This is a genomic window from Streptomyces sp. NPDC015171 (genome assembly GCF_043079545.1).
Taxonomy (GTDB): Bacteria; Actinomycetota; Actinomycetes; order Streptomycetales; family Streptomycetaceae; genus Streptomyces.
Genome location: NZ_JBIBUO010000004.1, coordinates 471,498 through 494,303 on the forward strand (window position 1 = coordinate 471,498; position 22,806 = coordinate 494,303).

Annotated in this window: 23 protein-coding genes, 1 other RNA gene and 3 pseudogenes; 15 read left to right on the forward strand and 12 right to left on the reverse strand. The window is 73.5% G+C overall.

The genetic code is table 11. The features are described 5' to 3' along the window. Positions 1–1,251: hypothetical protein (locus tag ACF073_RS14310; protein ID WP_392069681.1), on the reverse strand; the 1,251-nt coding region annotated here is incomplete at its 3' end. Between the two features lie 187 nt (positions 1,252–1,438). Between ACF073_RS14310 and ACF073_RS14315 the strand changes: the two genes are divergently transcribed. The 3 genes from ACF073_RS14315 to ACF073_RS14325 are packed head-to-tail and all read left to right on the forward strand — an operon-like array spanning position 1,439 to position 4,778. After that, entirely contained in the window at positions 1,439–2,287 is an 849-nt protein-coding gene (locus ACF073_RS14315) for a Nif3-like dinuclear metal center hexameric protein (RefSeq protein ID WP_392069683.1), read from the forward strand. Positions 2,288–2,300: 13 nt separating this feature from the next. Next, entirely contained in the window at positions 2,301–3,044 is a 744-nt protein-coding gene (locus ACF073_RS14320; protein WP_392070001.1) for a zinc ribbon domain-containing protein, read from the forward strand. Between the two features lie 12 nt (positions 3,045–3,056). Beyond that, a complete protein-coding gene (locus ACF073_RS14325) occupies positions 3,057–4,778 on the forward strand; it encodes a bifunctional RNase H/acid phosphatase (protein ID WP_392069684.1) in 1,722 nt (573 codons plus the stop codon). Here the strand turns inward: ACF073_RS14325 and ACF073_RS14330 are convergent. Both ACF073_RS14330 and yaaA read right to left on the reverse strand, forming a co-directional pair. After that, positions 4,750–5,412 (reverse strand): bifunctional 4-hydroxy-2-oxoglutarate aldolase/2-dehydro-3-deoxy-phosphogluconate aldolase, encoded by a 663-nt coding sequence (locus ACF073_RS14330; RefSeq protein WP_392069685.1) that lies wholly within the window; start codon positions 5,410–5,412, stop codon positions 4,750–4,752. The genes ACF073_RS14325 and ACF073_RS14330 overlap by 29 nt on opposite strands. A 71-nt stretch (positions 5,413–5,483) precedes the next feature. Next, positions 5,484–6,275 carry a peroxide stress protein YaaA gene (gene yaaA / locus ACF073_RS14335; protein WP_392069687.1) on the reverse strand — a complete coding sequence of 264 codons (792 nt, stop codon included), beginning with the start codon at positions 6,273–6,275 and terminating at the stop codon, positions 5,484–5,486. 74 nt (positions 6,276–6,349) lie between these two features. On the opposite strand from yaaA, the gene ACF073_RS14340 reads away from it, so the two are divergent. Next, a complete protein-coding gene (locus ACF073_RS14340) occupies positions 6,350–7,783 on the forward strand; it encodes an RNB domain-containing ribonuclease (RefSeq protein WP_392069689.1) in 1,434 nt (477 codons plus the stop codon). On the opposite strand, the gene ACF073_RS14345 is transcribed toward ACF073_RS14340, so the two are convergent. Beyond that, a complete protein-coding gene (locus ACF073_RS14345) occupies positions 7,770–8,336 on the reverse strand; it encodes a hypothetical protein (RefSeq protein WP_392069690.1) in 567 nt (188 codons plus the stop codon). The genes ACF073_RS14340 and ACF073_RS14345 overlap by 14 nt on opposite strands. Next, on the reverse strand, positions 8,333–9,079 hold the full coding sequence (locus ACF073_RS14350) for a MerR family transcriptional regulator (RefSeq protein ID WP_392069692.1): 747 nt from the start codon (positions 9,077–9,079) through the stop codon (positions 8,333–8,335). Before ACF073_RS14350 ends, ACF073_RS14345 begins: the two co-directional genes overlap by 4 nt. A 128-nt stretch (positions 9,080–9,207) precedes the next feature. On the opposite strand from ACF073_RS14350, the gene rnpB reads away from it, so the two are divergent. Continuing rightward, an RNA gene (gene rnpB, locus ACF073_RS14355) (RNase P RNA component class A) lies at positions 9,208–9,621 on the forward strand. A 159-nt stretch (positions 9,622–9,780) separates the two neighbouring features. Here rnpB and ACF073_RS14360 read toward each other — a convergent pair. From ACF073_RS14360 to ACF073_RS14380, 5 genes and pseudogenes are all read right to left on the reverse strand, one after another. Next, positions 9,781–10,074, reverse strand: coding sequence for a DUF6087 family protein (locus ACF073_RS14360; protein ID WP_392069693.1), 294 nt, complete (start codon positions 10,072–10,074; stop codon positions 9,781–9,783). A gap of 17 nt (positions 10,075–10,091) precedes the next feature. Continuing rightward, a complete protein-coding gene (tgmC, locus tag ACF073_RS14365) occupies positions 10,092–11,255 on the reverse strand; it encodes an ATP-grasp peptide maturase system methyltransferase (protein ID WP_392069695.1) in 1,164 nt (387 codons plus the stop codon). Further along, positions 11,252–12,211 (reverse strand): annotated as a pseudogene (tgmB, locus tag ACF073_RS14370) (ATP-grasp ribosomal peptide maturase). The gene tgmC and the pseudogene tgmB overlap by 4 nt, the downstream one beginning before the upstream one ends. Before the next feature lie 5 nt (positions 12,212–12,216). Continuing rightward, positions 12,217–12,477 carry a putative ATP-grasp-modified RiPP gene (tgmA, locus tag ACF073_RS14375; protein ID WP_392069697.1) on the reverse strand — a complete coding sequence of 87 codons (261 nt, stop codon included), beginning with the start codon at positions 12,475–12,477 and terminating at the stop codon, positions 12,217–12,219. A 78-nt stretch (positions 12,478–12,555) separates the two neighbouring features. Beyond that, positions 12,556–12,762 (reverse strand): hypothetical protein, encoded by a 207-nt coding sequence (locus ACF073_RS14380; RefSeq protein ID WP_392069699.1) that lies wholly within the window; start codon positions 12,760–12,762, stop codon positions 12,556–12,558. A gap of 346 nt (positions 12,763–13,108) precedes the next feature. On the opposite strand from ACF073_RS14380, the pseudogene ACF073_RS14385 reads away from it, so the two are divergent. The 4 genes and pseudogenes from ACF073_RS14385 to ACF073_RS14400 form a co-directional block, all read left to right on the forward strand. Then, a pseudogene (locus ACF073_RS14385) lies at positions 13,109–13,243 on the forward strand (helix-turn-helix transcriptional regulator); the annotation flags it as partial. Positions 13,244–13,378: 135 nt separating this feature from the next. Continuing rightward, a complete protein-coding gene (locus ACF073_RS14390) occupies positions 13,379–14,365 on the forward strand; it encodes a transcriptional regulator (RefSeq protein ID WP_392070003.1) in 987 nt (328 codons plus the stop codon). 16 nt (positions 14,366–14,381) lie between these two features. After that, on the forward strand, positions 14,382–14,735 hold the full coding sequence (locus ACF073_RS14395) for a hypothetical protein (RefSeq protein ID WP_392069701.1): 354 nt from the start codon (positions 14,382–14,384) through the stop codon (positions 14,733–14,735). Between the two features lie 276 nt (positions 14,736–15,011). Then, the gene (locus ACF073_RS14400) at positions 15,012–15,152 is read left to right on the forward strand and encodes a DUF6087 family protein (RefSeq protein ID WP_392069704.1); all 141 of its coding nucleotides are present in this window, start codon (positions 15,012–15,014) and stop codon (positions 15,150–15,152) included. A gap of 181 nt (positions 15,153–15,333) precedes the next feature. Here the strand turns inward: ACF073_RS14400 and ACF073_RS14405 are convergent, their stop codons facing one another. Beyond that, positions 15,334–15,879 (reverse strand): DoxX family protein, encoded by a 546-nt coding sequence (locus ACF073_RS14405; protein WP_392069706.1) that lies wholly within the window; start codon positions 15,877–15,879, stop codon positions 15,334–15,336. Positions 15,880–16,025: 146 nt separating this feature from the next. Between ACF073_RS14405 and ACF073_RS14410 the strand changes: the two genes are divergently transcribed. Then, positions 16,026–16,352: a nuclear transport factor 2 family protein gene (locus tag ACF073_RS14410; protein WP_392069708.1), complete on the forward strand. Its 327-nt coding sequence runs from the start codon at positions 16,026–16,028 to the stop codon at positions 16,350–16,352. A 206-nt stretch (positions 16,353–16,558) separates the two neighbouring features. Continuing rightward, positions 16,559–17,770, forward strand: coding sequence for a D-alanyl-D-alanine carboxypeptidase family protein (locus ACF073_RS14415; RefSeq protein WP_392069710.1), 1,212 nt, complete (start codon positions 16,559–16,561; stop codon positions 17,768–17,770). Between the two features lie 245 nt (positions 17,771–18,015). Here ACF073_RS14415 and ACF073_RS14420 read toward each other — a convergent pair whose 3' ends face one another. Then, positions 18,016–18,774 (reverse strand): SDR family oxidoreductase, encoded by a 759-nt coding sequence (locus ACF073_RS14420; protein ID WP_392069711.1) that lies wholly within the window; start codon positions 18,772–18,774, stop codon positions 18,016–18,018. 153 nt (positions 18,775–18,927) lie between these two features. Between ACF073_RS14420 and ACF073_RS14425 the strand changes: the two genes are divergently transcribed. The 4 genes and pseudogenes from ACF073_RS14425 to ACF073_RS14440 form a co-directional block, all read left to right on the forward strand. Next, the gene (locus ACF073_RS14425) at positions 18,928–20,229 is read left to right on the forward strand and encodes a multidrug effflux MFS transporter (RefSeq protein ID WP_392069713.1); all 1,302 of its coding nucleotides are present in this window, start codon (positions 18,928–18,930) and stop codon (positions 20,227–20,229) included. After that, the gene (locus ACF073_RS14430) at positions 20,169–21,350 is read left to right on the forward strand and encodes a serine hydrolase domain-containing protein (RefSeq protein WP_392069714.1); all 1,182 of its coding nucleotides are present in this window, start codon (positions 20,169–20,171) and stop codon (positions 21,348–21,350) included. Before ACF073_RS14425 ends, ACF073_RS14430 begins: the two co-directional genes overlap by 61 nt. A 52-nt stretch (positions 21,351–21,402) precedes the next feature. Beyond that, complete coding sequence (locus tag ACF073_RS14435; RefSeq protein ID WP_392069716.1) at positions 21,403–22,398, forward strand: small ribosomal subunit Rsm22 family protein; 996 nt, start codon at positions 21,403–21,405, stop codon at positions 22,396–22,398. A 12-nt stretch (positions 22,399–22,410) separates the two neighbouring features. Further along, positions 22,411–22,686: pseudogene (locus ACF073_RS14440) on the forward strand (TetR-like C-terminal domain-containing protein); the annotation flags it as partial. Positions 22,687–22,806: the final 120 nt, after the last annotated feature.

Below are 22,806 nucleotides of genomic sequence, written 5' to 3' on the forward strand. Positions count from 1 at the left end.
CGCGGCCGTCCCAGCCAGCCCGCCTGCCTCGGCCGCGCCGCCTGTCCCGGCCGCCCCGTCTGTCCCGGCCGTCCCAGCCAGCCCGCCTGCCTCGGCCGCGCCGCCTGTCCCGGCCGCCCCGTCTGTCCCGGCCGTCCCAGCCAGCCCGCCTGCCTCGGCCCCGCCTGCCTCGGCCACCCCGCCTGCCCCGGCCGTCCCGCCCACCCGCAAGCATCCCCGCTCCCCCCGCGACGCCGTCAGGTCCGCCACCGCGCACGGCGCCCCTTGTGTGGCGTACGGCAGCCGCAGTACCCCGTCCGGTGTCCACAGCCCGGCCCCCGCCAGCCATCCCTCCGGCGCCGGCAGATGCCGTACCTCCCGCTCGGCCGGCCGCCAGGTGCCCACCCAGGTGCCGAACGCCCCGTCGAAGCGCAGCGCCACCGCGCAGTTCTCCGGCATCAGCACCTGCCCCGGCTGGATCGCGAACGGCGTCACCGCACACTCCGCCGGCACCCGCAGGCACTCCGGGAACCGCACCGGCAGGGTGCTGCCGAGCACCCCCCAGCCCAGTCGTTCCCGCCCGGGGGAGGGGGCGTCGGAGGAGATCAGCAGCAGCCCGCTGTCCGGGTCGGCGAGCAGCAGCCGGTCGTCGCTGTCGTCAGCGATCTGCAGCAGCGGCGAGATCTCGCCCGCACGCTCCAGGTCCGCCACGACCGTCTTGGTGCGCCCCTCCAGCTCCCGGTCGAGCGCGAGGAGCCGCCCGCCGTGGTCCAGCCAGACCCCGCCCGAGCAGCGCCCCGGCACCTCGGCCAGCCGCTCCGGGCCGAACGCCCCGCCCGCCACCAGCCACACCGCGCTGGAGCGCGGCCCGACGGCCAGGGCGTACGCCCGCGCGCCCCCCGGCGCCGGCGGCAGCAGGGTGAGCCGGGTGCCGGGCCCGGCGCACTCCACCGCGCCCAGCGGCAGCTCGCCGGTGCCCGGCCCGGTCGGGTACAGCAGCGAGAAGGCGTGCCGTCCGTCCACCAGCCGGTGGATCAGCACCCGCCCGTCGCCCATCGGCTGCACCTCGGTGCCGGGCTCCTCCGGCTGGTTGCCCGGCAGCGGCACCGCGTACGGCTCGGGGCCGTCCAGCGTCCAGCGCTCGGGGAACCAGGAGTCACCGGCCGACGCCAGCCGGGCGGCGTACGTACCGTCCGCCGTGATCGCGCACCCCGCCCCCGCCGCGCCGTCGGACCCGTCCGTGGCCGGGGATTCGATCGCACAGGCCGTCATCGTTCGGTCACCTCCGGCGACGAAGCTAGTTTTCGCACGCACAGGCGTGGGACCGGCGGACTGCGGCTTCACACATAAGGGTGGCGCAGAAGCGATTCACCTGAGGAAACCGGGGCGTCTGTGCTGACCGGGGCAGAGCGGGGCGGATGCGGTACGGCCGCGCCGAACAGCCAGGTAGCCTTGCTGCGTGCCCCGTCTGTCTGAAGTCATCGCCGCGCTGGAGAACCTGTGGCCCGCCGAGCGGGCCGAGTCCTGGGACGCGGTCGGCACGGTCGTGGGCGACCCCGACCAGGAGGTCACCCGGGTCCTGTTCGCCGTCGACCCCGTCCGGGAGACCGTCGACGAGGCGGTGAAGCTCGGCGCCGACCTGCTGGTCACCCACCACCCGCTCTATCTGCGCGGTACGACCACGGTCGCGGCCACGCACTTCAAGGGCCGGGTCGTGCACACGCTGATCAAGAACGACATCGCGCTGCACGTCGCCCACACCAACGCCGACACCGCCGACCCGGGTGTCTCCGACGCTCTCGCCGGGGCCCTCGACCTGCGGGTCGTACGGCCCCTCGTGCCGGACCCGGCCGACCCGGCGGGCCGCCGGGGCCTCGGCCGCGTCTGCGAGCTCGACCACCCGCTCACCGTCCGCGAGCTGGCCGCCCGTGCCGCCGAGCGGCTGCCTGCCACTGCGCAGGGCATCCGGGTGGCCGGCGACCCCGACGCCGTCGTCCGTACCGTCGCCGTCAGCGGCGGCTCGGGCGACAGCCTCTTCGACCAGGTCCGCGCGGCCGGTGTCGACGCCTTCCTCACCGCCGATCTGCGCCACCACCCGGCGTCCGAGGCGGTGGCCCACGGTCCCCTCGCGCTGCTGGACGCGGCGCACTGGGCCACCGAGTGGCCCTGGTGCGAGCTGGCCGCGAGCCAGCTCGACGAGATCTCCGACCGGCACGGCTGGGACCTGCGGGTCCATGTCTCCAAGACGGTCACCGACCCCTGGACGGCCCACGCGGCGTCCACCCCCGCCAGCACCCCCTCTAGCTAACAGGAGCCCCCAACTGAACGCCGCGCCCGCCGATCAGATCCGACTCCTCGACGTCCAGGCCCTCGACGTCCGCCTGCAGCAGCTCGCGCACAAGCGGAAGTCCCTGCCCGAGCACGCCGAGATCGAGTCGCTGACGAAGGACCTCACGCAGCTGCGCGACCTGCTCGTGGCCGCGCAGACCGAGGAGAGCGACTGCGCCCGCGAGCAGACCAAGGCCGAGCAGGACGTCGACCAGGTGCGCCAGCGCGCCACCCGCGACCAGCAGCGCCTGGACTCGGGCGCGGTCACCTCGCCGAAGGACCTGTCCAACCTCCAGCACGAGATCGCCTCCCTCGCCAAGCGGCAGGGCGACCTGGAGGACGTCGTCCTCGAGGTCATGGAGCGCCGTGAGGCCGCGCAGGAGCGGGTCGGCGAGCTGACCGAGCGGGTCTCCTCCGTCCAGTCGAAGATCGACGACGCCGGTGCCCGCCGGGGCCGGGCGTTCGAGGAGATCGACGGCGAGGTCGCCAAGGTCACCAAGGAGCGCGAGGTCATCGCCGGCTCCGTCCCCGCCGACCTGCTCAAGCTGTACGACAAGCTGCGCCAGCAGCAGGGCGGCGTCGGCGCGGCCAAGCTGTACGCCCGCACCTGCCAGGGCTGCCGCCAGGAGCTGGCCATCACCGAGCTGAGCGAGATCCGCGCCGCGGCGCCGGACACGGTGATCCGCTGCGAGAACTGCCACCGCATCCTGGTGCGTACGGCGGAATCCGGTCTGTAAGGGGCTTCAGGGGTGCGGGAGTTCATCGTCGAGGCCGACGGCGGGTCACGGGGCAACCCCGGGCCCGCCGGCTACGGGGCCGTGGTCCGTGACGCGCTGACCGGGGAGACCCTGGCGGAGGCGGCGGAGTACATCGGCGTCGCCACGAACAACGTCGCCGAGTACCGCGGTCTCGTGGCCGGCCTGCGCGCCGCCCACGCCCTCGACCCGGCCGCGTCGGTCCGTGTCCGCATGGACTCCAAGCTCGTCGTCGAGCAGATGTCGGGCCGCTGGAAGATCAAACACCCCGACATGAAACCCCTGGCCGCCGAGGCCAGGTCGGTCCTCCCGGTGGACCAGGTCAGCTACGAGTGGATGCCGCGCGAGCAGAACAAGCACGCGGACCGCTTGGCGAACGAGGCGATGGACGCGGGCACGAAGGGCGGACAGTGGTCCCCTTCGGCGTCCCGCGCCGAGCTGGACACCCCGAAGCCCTCGGGCCCGCCCGGGGACGCCGTCGCCGGCGCGGCCAGGGCGCGGGCGGCCCTCGCGGCAGCCGGCCGGGCCGCCGCCCCGACGGCCGCCGCGCAGCTGGCACCCCCCTCCGGCGAGCGCCCCGGCACCCCCGGCGGCGGTGAGGGCTCCGGCGCCCCCGGCGGCGGCAAGGACCTCGGCGCCCCTGGCGGCGGTCAGGGCTCCGGCGCTCTCGATGACGGTGGGGGCGCCGCCGCTCCCGGCGGTGACGGCCTCGGCCTCTCCGACCACGGCGGACGCTCTGCCACCCTCGACGAGGGTGAGGGCTCCGGCACCCCTAGTGGTGAGGGCTCCCGCACTCCGAGCGGCGAGGGCTCCCGCACTCCGAGCGGCGACCGCTCCGGCACCCCTGAGGGTGAGGGCCTCGGCACCGCTGGCGGCGACCGCTCCGGCATCCCTAGTGGTGAGGGCCTCGGCACCCCTGGCGGCGGCCGCCGCGGCACCCCCGGCGGCGGTGAGGCCCCCGGCACCCCCGCCGGCGTCCGCTCCCGCACCCCCAGCGGCGAGCGCCCCGGCACCCCCGGTGGCGAGCGGGCGTCCGCCCCGCAGGAGGCGGGCGGGTCGGCCCCGGGCTGGAGCAGCGCCCCCGATCTGGGCACCCCCGCGACGTTCGTCCTCCTGCGGCACGGCGAAACCCCCCTCACTCCCCAGAAGCGCTTCTCCGGCAGCGGCGGCACCGACCCGGTCCTCTCCGCGGCCGGCCGCGAACAGGCCCACCGTGTCGCCGAGGCACTGGCCCGGCGCGGCACCGTCCAGGCCGTCCTCGCCTCCCCGCTCGCCCGCACCCGCGAGACCGCCGGGATCGTCGCCGCCCGCCTGGGCCTGGACGTCACGATCGAGGACGGCCTGCGCGAGACCGACTTCGGCGCCTGGGAGGGCCTGACCTTCGGCGAGGTTCGCGAGCGCCACCCGGAGGACCTGAACGCCTGGCTCGCCGACCCGGAGGCCCGCCCCACCGGCGGCGGCGAGAGCTTCGCCGAGACGGCCACCCGGATCGCCGCCACCCGCGACCGGCTGGTCGCGGCGCACGCGGGCCGTACGGTCCTGCTGGTCACGCACGTCACGCCGATCAAGACCTTCGTCCGCCTCGCCCTCGGCGCCCCGCCCGCCTCGCTGTTCCGGATGGAGCTGTCGGCGGCCTCCCTGTCGGCGGTGGCGTACTACGCGGACGGCAACGCCAGCGTCCGGCTGTTCAACGACACGTCCCACCTGCGTCCCTGAGCCCGGCGGCGGCCCGCGCCAGCTCCTCGATCCGGCCCCAGTCCCCGGCGGCCACCGCGTCCGCCGGGACCATCCAGCTGCCGCCGACGCAGCCGACGTTGGGCAGGGCCAGATACTCCGGCGCGGTCGCCGGGCCGATCCCGCCGGTCGGGCAGAAGCGGGCCTGCGGCAGCGGCCCGGCCAGCGATCTCAGATACGCCGTACCGCCCGCCGCCTGGGCCGGGAAGAACTTCATCTCCCGCACCCCGTGCTCCAGCAGCGCGACGACCTCCGAGGTGGTCGACACCCCGGGCAGGAACGGCACCCCGGACCCGCGCATCGCCGCCAGGAGCGCCCGCGTCCAGCCGGGGCTGACCAGAAACCGCGCCCCGGCCGCCGTACACGCCCCGACCTGCTCCGGGGTGAGCACCGTGCCCGCCCCGACCACCGCCTGGGGCACCTCGGCGGCGATCGCCCGGATCGCGTCCAGCGCCGCCGGGGTCCGCAGGGTCACCTCGATCGCGGGCAGCCCGCCCGCCACCAGCGCCCGCGCCAGCGGCACGGCGTCGGCGGCCTCGGCGAGCACCACCACGGGCAGGACGGGGGCGATGTCCAGGACGGAGGCGGCCGAGGAGGAGGGCAGCGCAGGGGTCATGCCCTCATCGTGCCCAGCGCATGCACCTCACGCAACGAGCGTTGCGCATGCTGCAACACGCGCGGGGAGACTTAGTGGATCTCCTCCACCAGGACGTCCAGCGACCACGCCTTGCCCGCCTTGCCGGGCGCCTCCGCCTCCACCGTGTAGCCCAGTCCGCGCAGCGCCTCCACCAGGCCGGCGGGATCCTCCGGCACGGCCCCGGCGGTCAGCAGGCTGCGCACGATCCGGCCCTTGGTCGCCTTGTTGAAGTGGCTGACGACCTTCCGGGTCGGCGCGTGCAGCACCCGTACCGTCGCCGTGCGCCCGGCCACCTCGCCCTTCGGCCGCCAGGCCGCCGCGTACGCGGACGACCGCAGGTCCAGGACGAGGCCGTCACCGGCCGCGGCCGGCAGCACCTCGGCCATCGGCGTCCGCCAGTGCCCGGCCAGCGCGCCGAGGGCGGGCAGTCGGACCCCCATCGAGCAGCGGTAGGAGGGGATCCGGTCCGTCACCCGCACCGCGCCCCACAGCCCCGAGAAGACCAGCAGCGAGTCCGCCGCCCGCCGCAGCGCCCCGGCGTCCAGCGTGGCCAGGCCGAGGGCGTCGTAGAGGACACCGGTGTAGATCTCCCCGGCGGGACGGGCACCGGCCGTGCGCAGCGCGGCGTTCTTCGCGATCTCGCCGCGCAGCCCCTCGCTCAGCCCGAGCACCTCACGGGCCTTCTCGTTCTGCCCGGGGTCCCCGGCGCACAGCTCGACCAGCTCCCCGAGCACGGCCGCCCGCGCGGCGGTCAGCCCCGGCAGGGACAGCGACCCGAGCTCCAGCGGGGCGCCCTCGCTCGAGTTCGCCTTGCCTTCCGAGGGCGGCAGCAGGACCAGCAACACGTACTCCTCACGTAGACCTCCGCGCCAGGGTACGGCGTGCCGCCCGCCCGGCCGCGACCTACGCTCGCTGTATGCCCCGCCGCAGGATCCGTGTGACCGGCGCCCCCGAGGAGCCCCTCCGGGCCGCGCTCGCCGCGCTCCGCGCCGAGCTGGGCATCGCCGGGACCTTCCCGCCGGAGGTCCGCGCGGAGGCCGAGCGCGCCGCGCGGGCACCCGCCCCGCCGGCGTACGACGCCACCGGCATCCCCTTCTTCACTCTGGACCCGCCCGCCTCCGCCGACCTCGACCAGGCCACCCACCTGTCCCGGCAGGGCGGCGGCTACCGCGTCCGGTACGCCATCGCCGACGTCGCCGCCTTCGTCACCCCCGGCGGCCCGCTGGACACCGAGGCGCACCGCCGGGTGACCACGCTCTACTTCCCGGACAAGAACGTCCCGCTGCACCCCACCGTGCTCAGCGAGGGCGCCGCCAGCCTGCTCCCGGGACAGACCAGGCCGGCCGTGCTGTGGACCCTCGACCTGGACGCCGAGGGCCGCACCACGGCCGTCGACGTGCGGCGGGCCCTGGTCCGCAGCCGCGCCAAGCTCGACTACGCCCGCGTCCAGCAGGACCTCGACGCCGGGACGGCCGAGGAACCCCTCGCCCTGCTCAAGGAGATCGGCGAGGCACGGGAGCGGCTGGAGACCGAGCGCGGCGGGATCTCCCTCGACGTCCCCGAGCAGGAGATCGTCGAACGCGACCACGCCTACGAGCTGCGCTATCGCGCCCCGCTGCCCGCCGAGGGCTGGAACGCCCAGCTCTCCCTGCTCACCGGCATGGCCGCCGCCGAGCTGATGCTCGCCCACGGCACCGGCATCCTGCGCACCCTCCCGGCCGCACCCGACGGCGCCGTCGGACGGCTGCGCCGTACCGCCACCGCCCTGCGCATCGACTGGCCGCACCATGTGTCGTACGCGGCGCTGCTGCGCACCCTGGACCCGAGCCGGCCGGAGCACGCGGCCTTCCTCCAGGAGTGCACCACCCTGCTGCGCGGCGCCGGCTACACCGTCTTCCGGGACGGCGCGCTGCCCGCGCTCACCACGCACGCGGCCGTCGCCGCGCCCTACGCGCACTGCACCGCCCCGCTGCGCCGCCTCGCCGACCGCCACGCCGCCGAGATCTGCCTCGCCGCCGTCGCCGGACAGGACCCGCCCGGCTGGGTGCTCGCCGCGCTGGACGCGCTGCCCCGGCGGATGGCCGACGGGGCCCGCGTCGCGGGCACGGTCGAGCGGGAGTGCGTCGACATCGTGGAGGCGGCCCTGCTCAAGGACCGGGTCGGGGACGTCTTCGACGCCTGCGTGGTGGAGGTGGACGAGCACCGGCCGAACGTCGGGACCGTCCAGGTGCTGTCCCCCGCGGTCATCGGGCGGGTCGAGGGCGAGCACCTGCCGCTCGGCGCCCGCGTGCGGGTACGGCTCGCCCGGGCCGAACCGGGCACCACGAAGATCCTGTTCACCGCGGCGTGAGCGCCCGGACGAGGGCCCCGGCGTCCTCCGCGTACAGGCGCACCACGCCGACCCGCCTGCGCCGGCCGAACAGACCCGTGTGCTCGACCGGCTCGCAGAGCGCGACCGTCACCGAGGTCTGGGAGCCGACGGCGAGATCGAGCGTGTCCGGGGCGGCCTCGTGCGTGAACCGGGTCTCCCGGCGCACGGCGGCGATCGCGGTCAGCGGGATCCGGAGATCCACATGGGCGCCGTACCGCACCCGCAGCTCGTCGCCGGTCAGTACGTGCGGGCGGACCACGCAGGCCGCGTGCAGCCCGAGCACGAACAGCACGGTGTAGATGTCCAGCACCAGCATCACCTCGTGCGCCACGGGCACGCCGCGCAGCACGACGGCCACCCCGACGGTCTCGACCAGGCACACGAAGGCCAGCCCCAGCAGCATCGCGCCCTGCCCGCGCGCGTACCCGAACGCCTGGCCGCCCCCGGTGCCCTGGGTGCGCCGGGCCAGCCACAGCGCCAGGCTGCCGAGGAGCCGCAGCTCGTGCCGGGCCAGCCGGCAGACCGTCGTCATCCGCCCTCCCCGGTCAGGATCCGCAGCGTACGGCGGATGACCTCGGCCTGGGCGGGGGCGAAGTCGGCGTACAGGGCGCGCAGAAACGCGTGGTCCGGGCCCGGCGTACCGCCCGCCGGATACCCGTCCGGCAGACAGCCGGCCAGCATGCGCGCCGCCCGCTCCACCCGCGGGTCGTCCGGGGCGGCGTCGGCCAGCGCGTCCAGCAGCGCGTACGCCTCCCGGGTGCGCGCCACCGTGTCCGGGTCGTCCAGGGCGCCGCGCAGCACGGAGAGCAGCCGCTCCCGCTCCCGCGGCGACGCCCCGGTGTCGACCAGCGCGAGGATCTCGCGGTCCTTGGCGGCCATGGGGGAGCCGTCGTCGGGCAACGCGGCCAGCAGGGCCGCCAGTTCGGGCGAGACGGGACCCTCGGCGGGCAGCGCGCCGGCCGTCAGCAGCACTCGCAGCCGCCGCCTGCGCTCCCGGATCGCCTCCTCCTGCCGGGCCAGGTCCTCGTCCAGCTCGGTGAGCACCTCGGCGAGGTCCTTGCCCGCGTCGTCGGCGAGCACGTCCCGGACCTCGGTGAGGCCGAGGCCCAGCTCGGTCAGGCGTCGGATCCGGGCGAGCGCGACGGCGTGCCGCAGGCTGTACCGCCGGTAGCCGTTGGCGAGCCGCTCCGGCTCCGGGAGCAGGCCCAGATGGTGGTAGTGCCGCACCGTGCGCGTCGTGACACCGACGGCGGCGGCGAGTTCTCCGATCCGCATGGGACCAGTACAGACGTTGACGTCGCGACGGGGTCAAGCGCCGGCCTCCGCCGGGCCGGGCCGGCGCTCCGGGACCCGGTCCGGTCCGCGGCGCTCCGGTCGCCCGGTACCATGGTCGGCACGGCAGACGAGCCGGGCGGGCGGCCGCGTGGAGTCCCTTCGGGGGCTTCCCGAGGAACGTCCGGGCTCCACAGGGCAGGGTGGTGGCTAACGGCCACCCGGGGTGACCCGCGGGACAGTGCCACAGAAAGCAGACCGCCGGGGATCTCGGTCCTCGGTAAGGGTGAAACGGTGGTGTAAGAGACCACCAGTGCCCAGGGTGACCTGGGCAGCTAGGTAAACCCCACCCGGAGCAAGGTCAAGAAGGGGCCGCCTCCTCGAAAGAGGAGCGTCCCTGCGCGGACGATCGAGGGCTGCCCGCCCGAGTCCGCGGGTAGACCGCACGAGGCCGGCGGCAACGCCGGCCCTAGATGGATGGCCGTCGCCCCGGCGCCCGCGAGGGCACCGGGGAACAGAACCCGGCGTACAGCCCGACTCGTCTGCCGCTCCGGCTTCTGACCTGCTATGCCGCAGGTCAGTGGCCTTTTCTCGTGGAGTCGTGGGCGTCGCCTCACCGCTCATGGATGCCACTGTGCCGCAGGTGGTCCAGCGGATGGGAACCGTTTCAGAGGCACGGCATGGCCTTCACTCCAGCAGAGTCATCAGGGCGCCGGAGGCTTCCGATGTCTACCGGTCCCGGGGCCGAGCTTCGGTGTCGCCTCACAGGTGGAGGCGGCCTCGGCGTGAGGAAACAGGATGCGCCGTGCTTCCGCGAGGTTCGCCGCGAAGCCGTGCGGCTCCCAAAGGTGGCCGTTCCACCGCTGGATCGCACGGGGCGCATCGGGGTTCAGATGCGATGCCCTCGGGCCGTCGCCGGTCACGAGGGGGACGGCGCGGAGCTGCCCGATCCTCGCGTCGCGACGCTCGGCCCATTGGGAGAGCGGTTCGTCGTCCATGTCCGGAGCGTAGTGGGTCAGGTGATCCAGTGTTCCCAGTACAGGGAGGGCGCCTGGTCGATCCAGTACCGGTGGGACGTTGGCGTCACGTGGAGCCGTACGGAGTCGATCTCCGGCGCCCCGGCGTCCTGCCAGGCGACGAGAGAACGTTCCACGTCATCCCACAGGGCCACCGGACCGCCTTGGCGGACGATCCAGTTCTCGCCGTCGACGAGGATCTCGGCGAACGACTCCTTCTCCGGATCGAACAGGTACCGCAAGGGCGAGCCATCACGGCCCGACGCGCGGACAAAGTGAACGCCGGGCGCCGCCAGCTGCGCGAGGAAGGCGGGCATCCACTCCTCCAGGACAAGAGGAGACACCTGAGTGCGCCGCTCACTGTCCGCGTACGCGGTCCGGGCGGAGAGATCGCCGGTCACGGGGGCCACTGCCTGGGCCCGCGCCTGCATGAAGGAGGAGCGCCCGACGATCGAGCCCTCGGCGGTGCCGTCATCGCCGACGGTCAGTTTCGCGAGACCGGTTCCCCACGGCCACGAGCCGACCGTGGCGAGGACAACGCCTCCGGGTTTCGTCTGCCTGATCCACGCGTACGGGATGCGACGGACCGCGCAGGTGGCGATGACCCGGTCGTACGGTGCCCGGTACGGGTGGCCCAGGAGCCCATCGCCCGTCACTGTCCAGGTCGAGAAGCCGACGGCTTCGAGAGCGGCATCGGCGCGTGCGGCCACCTGTGCGTCGACCTCGACCGTGGCGACGTCGTCCTCGCCGAGGTAGTGGCACATCAGGGCTGTGGAGTAGCCGGTGCCTGTGCCGATCTCCAGGACTCGGTGGCCCGTCACGAGGTCCAGGGTCTCGATCATGCCGACGACGGTGGCCGGGTCGGTCGAGGAGGACGTGGGCACGCCCACGACGGGTTCTTCGACCTGGTCGGCGGTGAGGTGGCCGTCGAGCTGGGTGGTGAGGGTGTCGATGCTGTATGCGATCTTCAGCCACTCGTCCGGATTCGTGTCGGTTGCGGTGACGGGCCGCCAGGTCCGCCCTTCGTCCAGGAAGACTCCCGGGCGGAGGAACCGCTCGCGAGGGACGGACTCGACGGCCTCACGCAGCCAGGGGGATTTCAGGACCCCTTGATTCATGAGAACGGTCGCCATGCGGCGTCGCTCGGATGCCGGGTCGGTCATCGGCGATCTCCTTGTACGAGTAGGTCGGCGAAGGCAGCGGACATCGGGAGGCCAGTCTCGGTCTCCGGCCACCCCCACTGTCCGTTGGGATTCAGTTCCAGCCACCAGTAGTCCCCCGCCCGGTCGACCGCGAGATCGAAGCTTCCCGATACCAGATCCAGCCGGTCCAGGTAGGCATGCAGTCCCTTGGTCACCCGGTCGGGAAGGTGCTCCACGGTGTAGGTCAGGGCGCTGTAGTCCTTGCGCCAGTCCAGGAGGTCGGAGTCGATGCGTACGGCGAACGTGTGCTGGCCTACGAGCAGTACGCGAACGTCGGCGACCTTGTCCACGCGGGCCTGGAACAGATGGGGCGCGACCCGAACGCTGTCGTCGATCTCCTCGGGCGCGACGGGGGCAGCCCACCCCGTCACCGGAACGCCATCACGCGTGTAGGGGGTCCATCGCAGCGTCTTGAAGATCGCCTGCCCCTGCGCCTGGACGAACTCGCAGGCCTCTTCCGGGTCGTTGGTGACAAGGGTGGGAGGGATGGTGAAGCCGAGTTGCTGGGCGAGAACGAGCTGCGCGGGCTTGTAATCGGCTGCGGCAACGCGCGGGGGGTGATTGACCCAGAGCGGGCCGTCCAGGGCGTAGAGGGTGCCCCCCAATCCGTAGCGGACCTGCGCCGCCGCAAACCGGGAGTCGTCAGCGGACAGGTGGGGAAACGTAGGCCATTCCGGGCGGCGCCACTACACGGACCGGACCTGGGTCACATCAGCGGTTCTCGACGGGGTGCGCACCTGCCCGACCACCGGGGCCGGGCAGGTGCCGAACCGAGCCGAGACCGTAAGGTTTTCGCCGATGTCGGCGGGGTTGAACCGGACCACCGGCACATCGCGCCGGTTGAGTTCGGTGATCACCATGTCGGCGGTGATGTCGTCCGCCTCGGTGGCCACCAGAACCGGCCTCTTCTCGGTCATGGCCATCAGTCCTGGTTGCTGTCCTGGTCGTGACCCTGGTCGTTCCGGGAGTCCGAGTTCGTCGTCGTGGAGGTCTCGGTACCGGAGCTGGTGCCGTGCTTGCCCATCTCGACCACCTGCCCGACGCGGTCGCGGAACACGCCGAGCTGCGTCGTGGGGTCGATGGCGACCGCGGCGTGGGGTCGGCGGATGACCGTCGGGTAGGGCGCGAGTCGGCCCGCACCCCACGGCCGCGTGGGGGAGGGGAGTGCGGCAGAGGTGGTCATGAGACTCCTTGGGTTGAAGGGGGTGGTGCGGGAAGCCGCCTGCGTCAGGGAGCGCGGCGGCGATCTGCAGGCAGCGACTCAGGGGCGAGCGGCCTGGATGTTGTCGGCCGCGGTCGTCCACTCGACTCCGGACGCGGGCCGGATGTGCGCGATGCGGACCGTGCCGTGGCTGCGGAGCTCGTGTGTGACGGCGACGAGCACACCCTCCCCACGCGAGGCGATGTCACGGACATGCGTGTCCAGGAGCGGGTGGTGCTCGTAGCCGTCGGAACCGACCGGGTTCACTCCTCCAGCTCCTGCCGGGCCTCGGTGCGGCGCATGAACCTTTCCCAGCCGCCGGCCGCTCGCACCCGCAGAGCCCGGCTCGGCGCACCCGGCCGGGGCTCCGGCGGCGTGTATGTACGGCCACTGGCGCCAGGGTGCCTGCGGGGCAGTCCGGAGGTCGTCACGTGGTCGCTCCTCTCCGTGAGAACCACCCGGAGGGTCCTTCGGCCTCCGAGCGGCGTGTGACCAGTGAACGACGATCCGTTACCTTCTCCCAGAGCGGACCTCGCGCAATACCCGGGCGTTTTCCAGGCGTTGGCGCGTGGCGGGTATGAGTGCGTGCAAGGGTTCTCGTGAGGGGAGACCTATGACGTCGAGGCGTAAGCATTTTGCGGAACGGCGCGCGGCTCGGGGTTACTCTCAGGAGGAATTCGCAGAAGCGCTCTCGGTGGCCACGTCCACCGTGGTCCGTTGGGAAAGTGGTCGTGCCACCCCGCGTCCCCACCAACGGCCGACGATCGCTGAGCTGTTGGGAGTGACCCTCTCTGAGTTGGAAGCCCTTCTCTCTGACGAACAGCAGGCCGAGACAGCCGGGCTCTCCGCTGCTCCACCCCTTCTCCATGGTGATGATGACGACATGAAGCGCCGCGAAGTCCTGGGTCTGCTCGCCGTTACAGGTGCGCTGGTCGCTCTTCCCGATCCCGGTGAGGCCGCCCGAGGGCGGGCAGTATCGACGCTCTTGGAGACAGGGGACGCCCTCCACCGCAGCCTCTGGCAGGTCTACGCGCTATCGGACGCCAAGCAGGTCGTCTTCCCTGCGGTTCGCGCGCAGCTCGATGTGATGGCGAAGGGGTTGACCGAGACCCGTACCGCTGTGGACCGGTCCCGATTGTGTCGGATGACGGCCGACGTCTACCAGCTCGTCGGTGAGCTGTTCTTCGACGCCAATCGGTACACCGACGCCGCGCAGTGCTACACCCTGGCCGCCAACGCGGCCTACGCCGCCGGCGACCACGACCTGTGGGCCTGTGCCATGACCCGCCACGCGTACGTCGAGCTGTACGCGCGACGCGCACACGCTGCCCAACCCCTGCTTGCGGCAGCTTTCCGCATCGCCCAGAGGGGCGACGACGCTCTCTCCACCCGTCACTGGGTCGCGGCCGTCCAGGCGCAGGCGTACGCGGCCGTGGGCGATCTCGACGCCTGCAACCGGGCTCTGCACGAAGCCGAGAAAGTGCACGCCCTCGAAGGCACTCACTCCCACAACGGAGGCTGGCTCCGCTTCGACGGCTCCCGCCTGGCAGAGGAGAGAGGGGCCTGCTACCTCCAACTGGGCCGCCCTGATCTCGCCGAGGAAGCGCTCACCGCAGCCCTTGCCCAGCCTCTGTCCCCGCGTCGCCGCGCTGCTGTTCTGAGCGACCTCGCCGTGCTCGGGGCGCACAGGCGGGACATCGACCAGGTCGTGCACTACGCGGAACAAGCACTCGGACTCGCCGACCGGTCGAATTCGGGATTCATCGGCAAGAAGCTGGATGGGCTTCGCGGGCGTCTTGCCCCGCTCATGTCCGATGACCGAGTCTCGACTCTTGATCACCGAATCGCGGCGCTTTCGCGCACCGCATGATGAGAGGGACACGCGCATGAATGACGGCCGGATCTTCCGCGAGGCGTGGATCGACGGGGTGAACAAGCACTATCCCGGTGAGCCGAAGCCTGGCTACGTCACGCCGTGGGACGAGACGCCCGAGTGGGAGCGCGCAGCCGCCGCCGCCGTGTACGGGCAGGTGCGCGACTTCATGGAGGTAAGCGGCGGGCATGCGGCCCGGCTCACCCGCGAGCAGAAGGGCCGCTTCGTCGCGATCTGCTGGACCGCCCAGATGTTCCGGCACTTCGAAGACCCGAAGCCCGGGTATGTCGCCGACTGGTCCGACCTGCCGGTCTGGCAGCGGGAGACGGACGCGGACATTTTCGAACGCATCGAGGGGACCGACTGATCTCAGGAGCGACGACGTCTCCGTCCGGGCCGATCCGGGCGGGGACGTCCTGTTGCGTAGCCATCAAAGTAGCCACGGAAGCACCATCCCTGCACGTTTATGCAGGTCATAGCATTGCGCTGACAGTCCCCGGCGTACAGCCCGACTCGTCTGCCGCTCCGGCTTCAAGGGGGAACGTCCCTCCATCGAGCGGTTCGGGCTCACCGTCATACCTGGCGGCCGGCGGGGCCTGGTTGGATGACCCCTCCCGTACCTGGAGCATCTGAGGAGCCGCACGTGGACGACGCCGACGAGCCGTCGGAGCAGTGGGCGGCACGCCGCGCCGAACACCGGCGGCCGGTCGGCGAGCGCAAGGCGATCACGCGCGGCACCGGACCACAGCGCGCCGCGCACGTCGGCCGCCACCGCACCCCGTGACGCTCCTGTGCCGGTTCTGCCGTTCGCCGGCGGAACAACGGGAGACGGAACACTGGTGGTGCACCGACCCGGAGTGCGACGCGGTCCGGGCCGAAGCCGGATTCTGGGTCCGGCTCGGACCCCGCGCGCGAGCGGCTGAGCCGCTGCCGTACGACGGCGAGCCCTGACCGGCCGCACCGCCTCACCCCTCGAACAACACCTCCTGCTCCCCCTCCGCCTGGAGCCGTACCCGCCGGTTGCGTGTGCCCACGACCAGGGCCGTTGCCGCCGCTGTCACGCCGAGGGCCGCCGGGACCATCCAGCCGCGGTCGAGGACGTGGCCGAGGGCATGGTCGAGGGAGAGCCGGCCGGGGCCGGTGACCGCGAGGCCGGCCGCGGCCAGGCCGAGGCTCGCCGCGTACTCGTAGCCGCCCTCCTGGGCGAAGAAGCCGTTGGGCAGGTGGACCGCCGCCGCCCCGGCCATCGCGCCGGCCGCCGCCGCGCCCGCCGCCGGGGTCGCGAAACCGAGCGCGAGCAGCGCGCCGCCGCCCGTCTCCGCCAGGCCCGCCGCCGTCGCGCTCGCCCTGCCCGGCGTGTAGCCGACGGACTCCATGAACTGGCCGGTGCCCGCGAGCCCGTGCCCGCCGAACCAGCCGAACAGCTTCTGCGTGCCGTGTGCCGCGAGCACTCCGCCGGTGCCCAGCCGGAGCAGCAGCAGGCCCAGATCACGTCGGTCGAAACAGCTCACGGTGACTCCCCGGCAGACGGGCACACGGAACAGGCGGGAGGGTGGGTTCCCTTCCCCGGGACCACCCTCGCACCGCCCGTCCCGCCAGGCTTGTCCTGGCTGCCGTTCGGGTGGCGGGGCCGGGGGAGCGGTGTGAGCCTGACGGCATGACGATTCAGCCAGCCAAGCTCCGTGACGAGGCCGTCCGGGCCTTCGTCAACGCCGTCAACGCGCACGACCGCGAGGGCTTCCTGTCCCTGCTCGCGCCGGGCGCGACCATGGCCGACGACGGGGCCGACCGGGACCTCGCCGAGTGGATCGACCGGGAGATCTTCCAGACCCGCGGGCACATGGACGTGGACCGGGAGTCGAACGGCGGGCGCACCCTCCTCGCCCGCTACAGCAACGACACCTACGGCGAGATGCGCACCACGTGGTCCTTCACGGTCGAGAACGACGGGCGGATCTCCCGGTTCGAGACGGGGCAGGCGTGACCGCGGGGACCTGATCAGGCGGGCGTGGCGGGGCGGGGGAGCGTACCGAACACGGCGGTCCCCGGGGGGCTTTGGCGGTTACCGCGGGCGCGGACTTGGCGCCGAGCAGCCCGGTGGCTCATCGGATATACATGGCGCGGCAAATTCCACGCCGTACCGGTCCTCCGCTGGCGAATCCCCTGCTCGACGCGGTGTACGGTCCCCAGGTGCGTGAAAGTTCCCGGCTCAGCCGGCGTGCCGTCCTCGGGCTGACGGCCGCCGCCCTCCCCCTGTCCGCCGCCCTCCCGCCGTCCGAGGCCGCCGCGGCCACCGCCACCGTCGTCGGCGGTGAGCGTCTGGCCCGCACCGGTGTCCAGGTGCGCGGCGCCTCCGGACCGCCCGAGAAGCTCACCGCCCGCTCCTGGCTGGTCGCGGACTGCGCGAGCGGGGAGATCCTCGCCTCGTTCAACGCGCACCGGCGGCTCGCTCCCGCGTCCACGCTGAAGATGCTGTTCGCGGACACCGTGCTGAAGAAGTTCGACCGCACCGAGCGGTACCGGGTCACCGACGCCGATCTCGCCGACGTCCCGGCCGGCTCCAGCCTCGTCGGGATCAAGCCCGGGATCACCTACACCGTCGAGCAGTTGTGGCAGGGCGTCTTCCTGCGCTCCGGCAACGACGCCGTGCACGTGCTGTCCCACATGAACGGCGGCATCGCCGAGACGGTCGCCGAGATGCAGGCCAGGGCCGCGGATCTGCAGGCCCTTGACACCCATGTGGTCAGCCCCGACGGCTTCGACCACAAGGGGCAGCTCTCCTCGGCGTACGACCTCACGCTCTTCGGCCGCCAGGGGCTGAAGGACGCCGACTTCCGCGGCTACTGCGGCACGCGGACCGCCGACTTCCCGGCGGGCGGCAAGAAGACCTTCCAGATCCAGAACACCGACCGGCTGCTGACCGGGGCATGGGGCCTGAAGACGTACGACGGCCTCATCGGCGTCAAGAACGGCTACACCAGCCACGCCGGCAACACCTTCACCGGCGCGGCCACCCGCGGCGGACGCACCCTGCTGGTCACGGTGATGCATCCCGAGTCCGGCGGCAACGCCGTCTACGAGCACACCGCCGCGCTGCTCGACTGGGGCTTCACCCACGGGCGCTCGGCCCAGGCCGTGGGCACGCTGGTCGAACCGCTCAGCGAGGGCGGGGCGAGCGCGAGCCCGGCGCCCGGGCGGAAGGCCGTACGGGCGGCGGCCGGCGCACCCGGCTCGGCCCCCGGCGGGGACGGCTCGGGGTGGCGGTTCGCGGAGGGCGCCGCCGGGGCGCTCGCGGTGCTGGGAGCCGGTGCCTGGGCGCTGCGCCGGCGCCGGGCGCGGACGGTGGCGGGGCCCGCCGACGGGGCCGAGAGGCCGCAGGGCGGACGCCGGCGCCGGCACTGAGCGCGCCGTACGACGTCTGGGCGGCGGCCGTTCCACCGACCGGTGCGCACCTCGCGGTCCGCCGCGAGGTCCACCCCCGACTCCGGTCCGGTGGAACGGCCGCCGCCGCCCCCCCCTCGCGATGGCCACGGAACCCGTGTGCTCCAACTGTGAAGCTCTGGTGGAGGAAAGTTGAGCATACGCCCGCGACGGGCCGCAATACCACGGATGTTGAAATTCCGTTTGTAGCGGCCCGCGGGTGCGGCTCAGCCCCGTCCGATGTACGGCATCGTCGTCGCCAGCACCGTCGCGAACTGCACGTTCGCCTCCAGCGGCAGCTCGGCCATGTGCCGTACCGTGCGCGCGACATCGGCCACGTCCATGACCGGTTCCGGGGCTACTTCCCCGTTCGCCTGGAGCGCGCCCGTCTGCATCCGGGTCGTCATGTCGGTGGCCGCGTTGCCGATGTCGAGCTGCCCGACCGCGATCCGGTACGGCCGGCCGTCCAGGGACAGCGACTTGGTCAGCCCGGTCAGGGCGTGCTTGGTCGCGGTGTAGGCCACCGAGTGCGGGCGGGGCGCGTGGGCCGAGACGGAGCCGTTGTTGATGATCCGGCCGCCCTGCGGGTCCTGCTCCTTCATCTGCCGGTAGGCCGCCTGGGCGCACAGGAACGCCCCGTTGAGGTTGGTGTCCACCACGTGCCGCCAGGCGTCGTAGGGGAGTTCCTCGACCGGGACCCCGCCGGGCCCGAAGGTCCCCGCGTTGTTGAACAGCAGGTCGACCCGGCCGAACCGGTCCACGGCCGCCGCGAACAGCGCCGTCACGTCCGCCGGCCGGGAGACGTCGGCGGCCAGGGCGAGCGAGGCCGCCTCCGGTACCAGTGCCGCCGTCCGCTCCAGCGGCTCGGTGCGCCGGCCGGCCAGCGCCACGGACCAGCCGGCCCGCAGCAGCTCCACGGCGACGGCCCGCCCGATGCCGGAGCCGGCCCCGGTCACCACCGCGATCTTGGATTGGCTGTCAGTCATGGTTCCGCAGCCTAGGCCGCGAGTCCGGGATGTGGAATCCGTTGTCCGCCATACGGTTACCCGGCGAGGGTGGCCCCTCCTCGCCCATGTGTGCCCCGGCAGTGTGTGCGAACTGAGAACATAGGGGCGGTCCAGAACGAGAGGGAGGGGCACATGACCGAGCCCGCGGCGGCGCCGACACCGGAGACGGACCGCATGCCCACCGCCCGGCACCCGGCCGCGACCCGCCGTACCGGCGTGCTCGTCACCCTCGTCCTCGGCGGCCTCACCGCCACACCCCCGCTCGCCATGGACATGTACCTCCCCTCGCTGCCGGAGGTCACCCACGCCCTGCACGCCCCCGCCGCCACCGTCCAGCTCACCCTCACCTCCTGCCTCGCCGGCATGGCGCTCGGGCAGCTGGTCGTGGGCCCGATGAGCGACCGCTGGGGCCGCCGCCGCCCGCTCCTGTCCGGCCTCGCCGTCTACCTGCTCGCCACCGCCCTGTGCGCCTTCGCGCCGAACGTCGAGACGCTGGTCGCCTTCCGGCTGCTCCAGGGACTCGCGGGAGCGGCCGGCATCGTCATCGCCCGGGCCGTCGTACGCGACCTGTACGACGGGGTGGCCATGGCCCGCTTCTTCTCCACCCTGATGCTGATCTCCGGGGTCGCCCCCGTCGTGGCCCCGCTGATCGGCGGACAGATCCTGCGGGTGACCGACTGGCGGGGCGTGTTCGTGGTCCTCACGGCCGTCGGAGCCCTGCTCGCCGCCGTCGTCTGGCGCCGGCTGCCCGAGACGCTCGCGCCCGCCGACCGGCACGCCGGCGGATTCGGCCAGGCGCTGCGCACGATGCGCGGCCTCCTCGCCGACCTGCCCTTCACCGGCTACACCCTGGCCGGCGGCTTCGCCTTCGCCGCGCTCTTCGCCTACATATCCGCCTCCCCGTTCGTGATCCAGGAGATCTACGGCGCCTCCCCGCAGACCTTCAGCCTGCTGTTCGGCGTCAACTCGGTCGGTCTGATGATCGCCGGGCAGATCAACGGCAAGGTGCTCGTCGGCCGGGTCAGCCTGGACAAGGTCCTCGCGGTCGGCCTGGCCGTGATCGTGCTCGCCTCGACCGCCCTGCTGCTGATGGCCTCCGGCGTGTTCGGCGAGGCCGGCCTCGTCCCCGTCGCCACCGCCCTGTTCGTCCTCATGTCCGCGATGGGCATCACCCTGCCCAACGCCCAGTCCCTCGCCCTGCTGCGCACCCGGCACGCCGCCGGCTCCGCCTCGGCGCTGCTCGGCACCTCCTCCTTCCTCGTCGGCGCGGTCGCCTCCCCGCTGGTCGGCGTCGCCGGCGAGCACACCGCCGTACCCATGGCCCTCGTCCAGCTGGCCGGAGCACTGGTCGCGACGGCCTGCTTCGTGGGACTGTGCCGTCCCTGGACGGCACGGGCGGCCGCCCGTGCCGGGGCGGAGGGAGACCAGAGCTGAGCGCACCGAGACTGCGCGCCGGCACGCCGGAGCGGGCCGGGTTCGACCCCGTCGCCACCGCCCGGCTGGTCGCCGAGGCGCGCGCCCTCACCGCCGGCGACCGCCCCTGGGCGGCCGGGGCCGTCGTGCTGGCCGGACGCGGCCCCGTCATCGCCGTGGCCGAGGCCACGGGCTGGGCGGTGCGCTACGCCTCCTACGACCCCGAGACCGACACCGGTGTCGAGCTGCCGGCCGCCGCCCGGGTCCCGGTCACCGTCGCCACCCCCTTCGACCTGGCCTCCCTCACCAAACTGTTCACCTCCGTCGTCGCCGTCCAGCAGATCGAGCGCGGCACCCTCGGCATCGACGCCCGCGTCGGCGACTACCTGCCCGACTTCCACGCCGCCGCCGTCTACGGCATCACGGTCCGGCAGCTGCTCACCCACACCTCCGGACTGCGCCCGGAACTCCCGCTGTACGACTGCGCGGACGACGCGGCCCGGCTGAGCCTGCTGCGCGCCGAGGCACCGGCCGCCGAGCCCGGCGCCCACGGGTACTCGGACCTGAACATGCTCCTGCTCCAGTACGTCCTTGAGCGCATCACCGGACGCACCCTCGACGTCCTCGTCCAGGACGGCATCACCCGGCCGCTCGGCATGACCGCCACCGCCTTCGGCCCCTGCCCGGGCGCCGCCGCCACCGAGGACCAGCGGCGGCCGTGGGCCAAGGCCGACCGGGGCATGCTGCGGGGCGTGGTGCACGACGAGAACGCCTGGGCGCTCGGCGGGACAGCCGGGCACGCCGGCCTCTTCTCCACCGCGCCCGACCTGGCCGTCTTCTGCCGCGCCCTGCTCTCGGGCGGCTCCTACGGGCCCGCGCGCATCCTCGGCCCCGACTTCGTGGAGCTGCTCTTCACCCCGCCCGGCCTCGGCTTCGCCCTGGACCAGCCGTGGTTCATGGGCGAGCTGGCGGGCCACGGCGCCGCGGGCCACACCGGCTTCACCGGCACCTCGCTGGTCCTGGACCCGGCGACCGACACCTTCCTGATCCTGCTGGCCAACACGGTCCACCCGCGCCGCCGCGCACCGGACAGCCGGCCCCGGGCGGCACTGGCGACGCGCCTGGCCCGAGCGGTGATCTGAGCCCCGGCCCCCAGCAGGCCGGCACCCGCGCGCAGCGCCTTAGAATCGCCAGGTGAACGACCCCGCCTCCCCGGCCGCCAACCTCCGCGCCGCACTGGCCGGGCTGCTCGACGGCCTGCCCCCCACGGCGGTGGCCGCAGCGGTGGACCGGCTGATCGCCAACTACCGCGGCGACACCCCCACCCACGCGCCGATCCTCCGCGACCGCGCCGACGTCGCCGCGTACGCCGCCTACCGCATGCCCGCCACCTTCGAGGCGGTCCGCTCGGCGCTGGCCGCCCTCGCGGACGCCCTGCCCGGCTGGACGCCCGGCAGCCATGTCGACGTCGGCGGCGGCACCGGAGCCGCCACCTGGGCCGTCACCGCGACCTGGCCGGGCGAGCGCGGCGTCACCGTGCTGGACTGGGCCGAACCCGCCCTCGCCCTCGGCCGGGAACTGGCCGCCGCCAACCCCGCCCTGACGGCCGCCCGCTGGCAGCGCGCCCGGATCGGCGCCGACCTCACCCTGGACCCCGCCGACCTGGTCACGGTGTCGTACGTCCTCAACGAACTGCCCGAGGCCGCGCGCGCCGCCCTCGTCGACGCCGCGGCGGGCGCCGCGCGGACCGTCGTGATCGTCGAGGCCGGCACCCCGGCCGGCTACGACCGCGTCATCGAGGCCCGCGACCGGCTGGTCCGGGCCGGCTTCCGGATCGCCGCGCCCTGCCCGCACAGCGCCGCCTGCCCCATCATGCCCGGCACCGACTGGTGCCACTTCTCCGCCCGGGTCGGCCGTTCCTCCCTGCACCGCCAGGTCAAGGGCGGCTCGCTGGCGTACGAGGACGAGAAGTTCGCCTACGTCGCCGCCACCCGGCTGCCCGCCGAGCCCGCCCCCGCCCGGGTGGTCAGGCGTCCGCAGATCCGCAAGGGCCAGGTGCTCCTCGATCTGTGCGAGGCCGACGAGCAGCTGCGCCGCACGACCGTCACCAAGCGGCACGGCGAGCTGTACAAGGCGGCCCGGGACGCCGACTGGGGCGACGCCTGGCCGCCGTACGACTCCGTGTCGTAGCCGGCGCCGGCGCTTGTTACGGACACCGGTGACCTGGCCGCCGACCTCAAGGCCGTGCTGCGGGCCGCCGTGGCCAAGCTCCTCGAACCGCAGCTCCAGCTGCACGTCTGCCGCCTGCGCTCGGCCCAGGACACCGGTGCGGTACGGGACGACGTCGATCCCCGGATCGCCCTCGAACTGCTCTTCTCCCCCCTCGCACAGCGCTGGCTGCAACGGACCGGACCGATCTCCTACGCGTACACCGACACCCTGGTCGACTACGCGCTGCACGGCATCGCACCCCGCTGAACCGCGCCCCGCCCGCCCGGCGCCGCCGGCTGTGAGGCACGTCTCGTCCGTTCCGCCGGAACCGTCCCCGGACCCCCCGAAGCACGAGAAGATGGGACGATAAGGCATGCTGTCCGCACA

What these genes read in the sequence shown, in the direction of transcription:
- ACF073_RS14330 (WP_392069685.1), bottom strand. Translation starts at nt 5,412, where the DNA reads ATGACCCCTGCGCTGCCCTCCTCCTCGGCCGCCTCCGTCCTGGACATC.
- ACF073_RS14340 (WP_392069689.1), top strand. Translation starts at nt 6,350, where the DNA reads ATGCCCCGCCGCAGGATCCGTGTGACCGGCGCCCCCGAGGAGCCCCTC.
- ACF073_RS14345 (WP_392069690.1), bottom strand. Translation starts at nt 8,336, where the DNA reads ATGACGACGGTCTGCCGGCTGGCCCGGCACGAGCTGCGGCTCCTCGGC.
- ACF073_RS14350 (WP_392069692.1), bottom strand. Translation starts at nt 9,079, where the DNA reads ATGCGGATCGGAGAACTCGCCGCCGCCGTCGGTGTCACGACGCGCACG.
- ACF073_RS14360 (WP_392069693.1), bottom strand. Translation starts at nt 10,074, where the DNA reads ATGGACGACGAACCGCTCTCCCAATGGGCCGAGCGTCGCGACGCGAGG.
- tgmC (WP_392069695.1), bottom strand. Translation starts at nt 11,255, where the DNA reads ATGACCGACCCGGCATCCGAGCGACGCCGCATGGCGACCGTTCTCATG.
- tgmA (WP_392069697.1), bottom strand. Translation starts at nt 12,477, where the DNA reads ATGACCACCTCTGCCGCACTCCCCTCCCCCACGCGGCCGTGGGGTGCG.
- ACF073_RS14390 (WP_392070003.1), top strand. Translation starts at nt 13,379, where the DNA reads ATGAAGCGCCGCGAAGTCCTGGGTCTGCTCGCCGTTACAGGTGCGCTG.
- ACF073_RS14395 (WP_392069701.1), top strand. Translation starts at nt 14,382, where the DNA reads ATGAATGACGGCCGGATCTTCCGCGAGGCGTGGATCGACGGGGTGAAC.
- ACF073_RS14410 (WP_392069708.1), top strand. Translation starts at nt 16,026, where the DNA reads ATGACGATTCAGCCAGCCAAGCTCCGTGACGAGGCCGTCCGGGCCTTC.
- ACF073_RS14420 (WP_392069711.1), bottom strand. Translation starts at nt 18,774, where the DNA reads ATGACTGACAGCCAATCCAAGATCGCGGTGGTGACCGGGGCCGGCTCC.
- ACF073_RS14425 (WP_392069713.1), top strand. Translation starts at nt 18,928, where the DNA reads ATGACCGAGCCCGCGGCGGCGCCGACACCGGAGACGGACCGCATGCCC.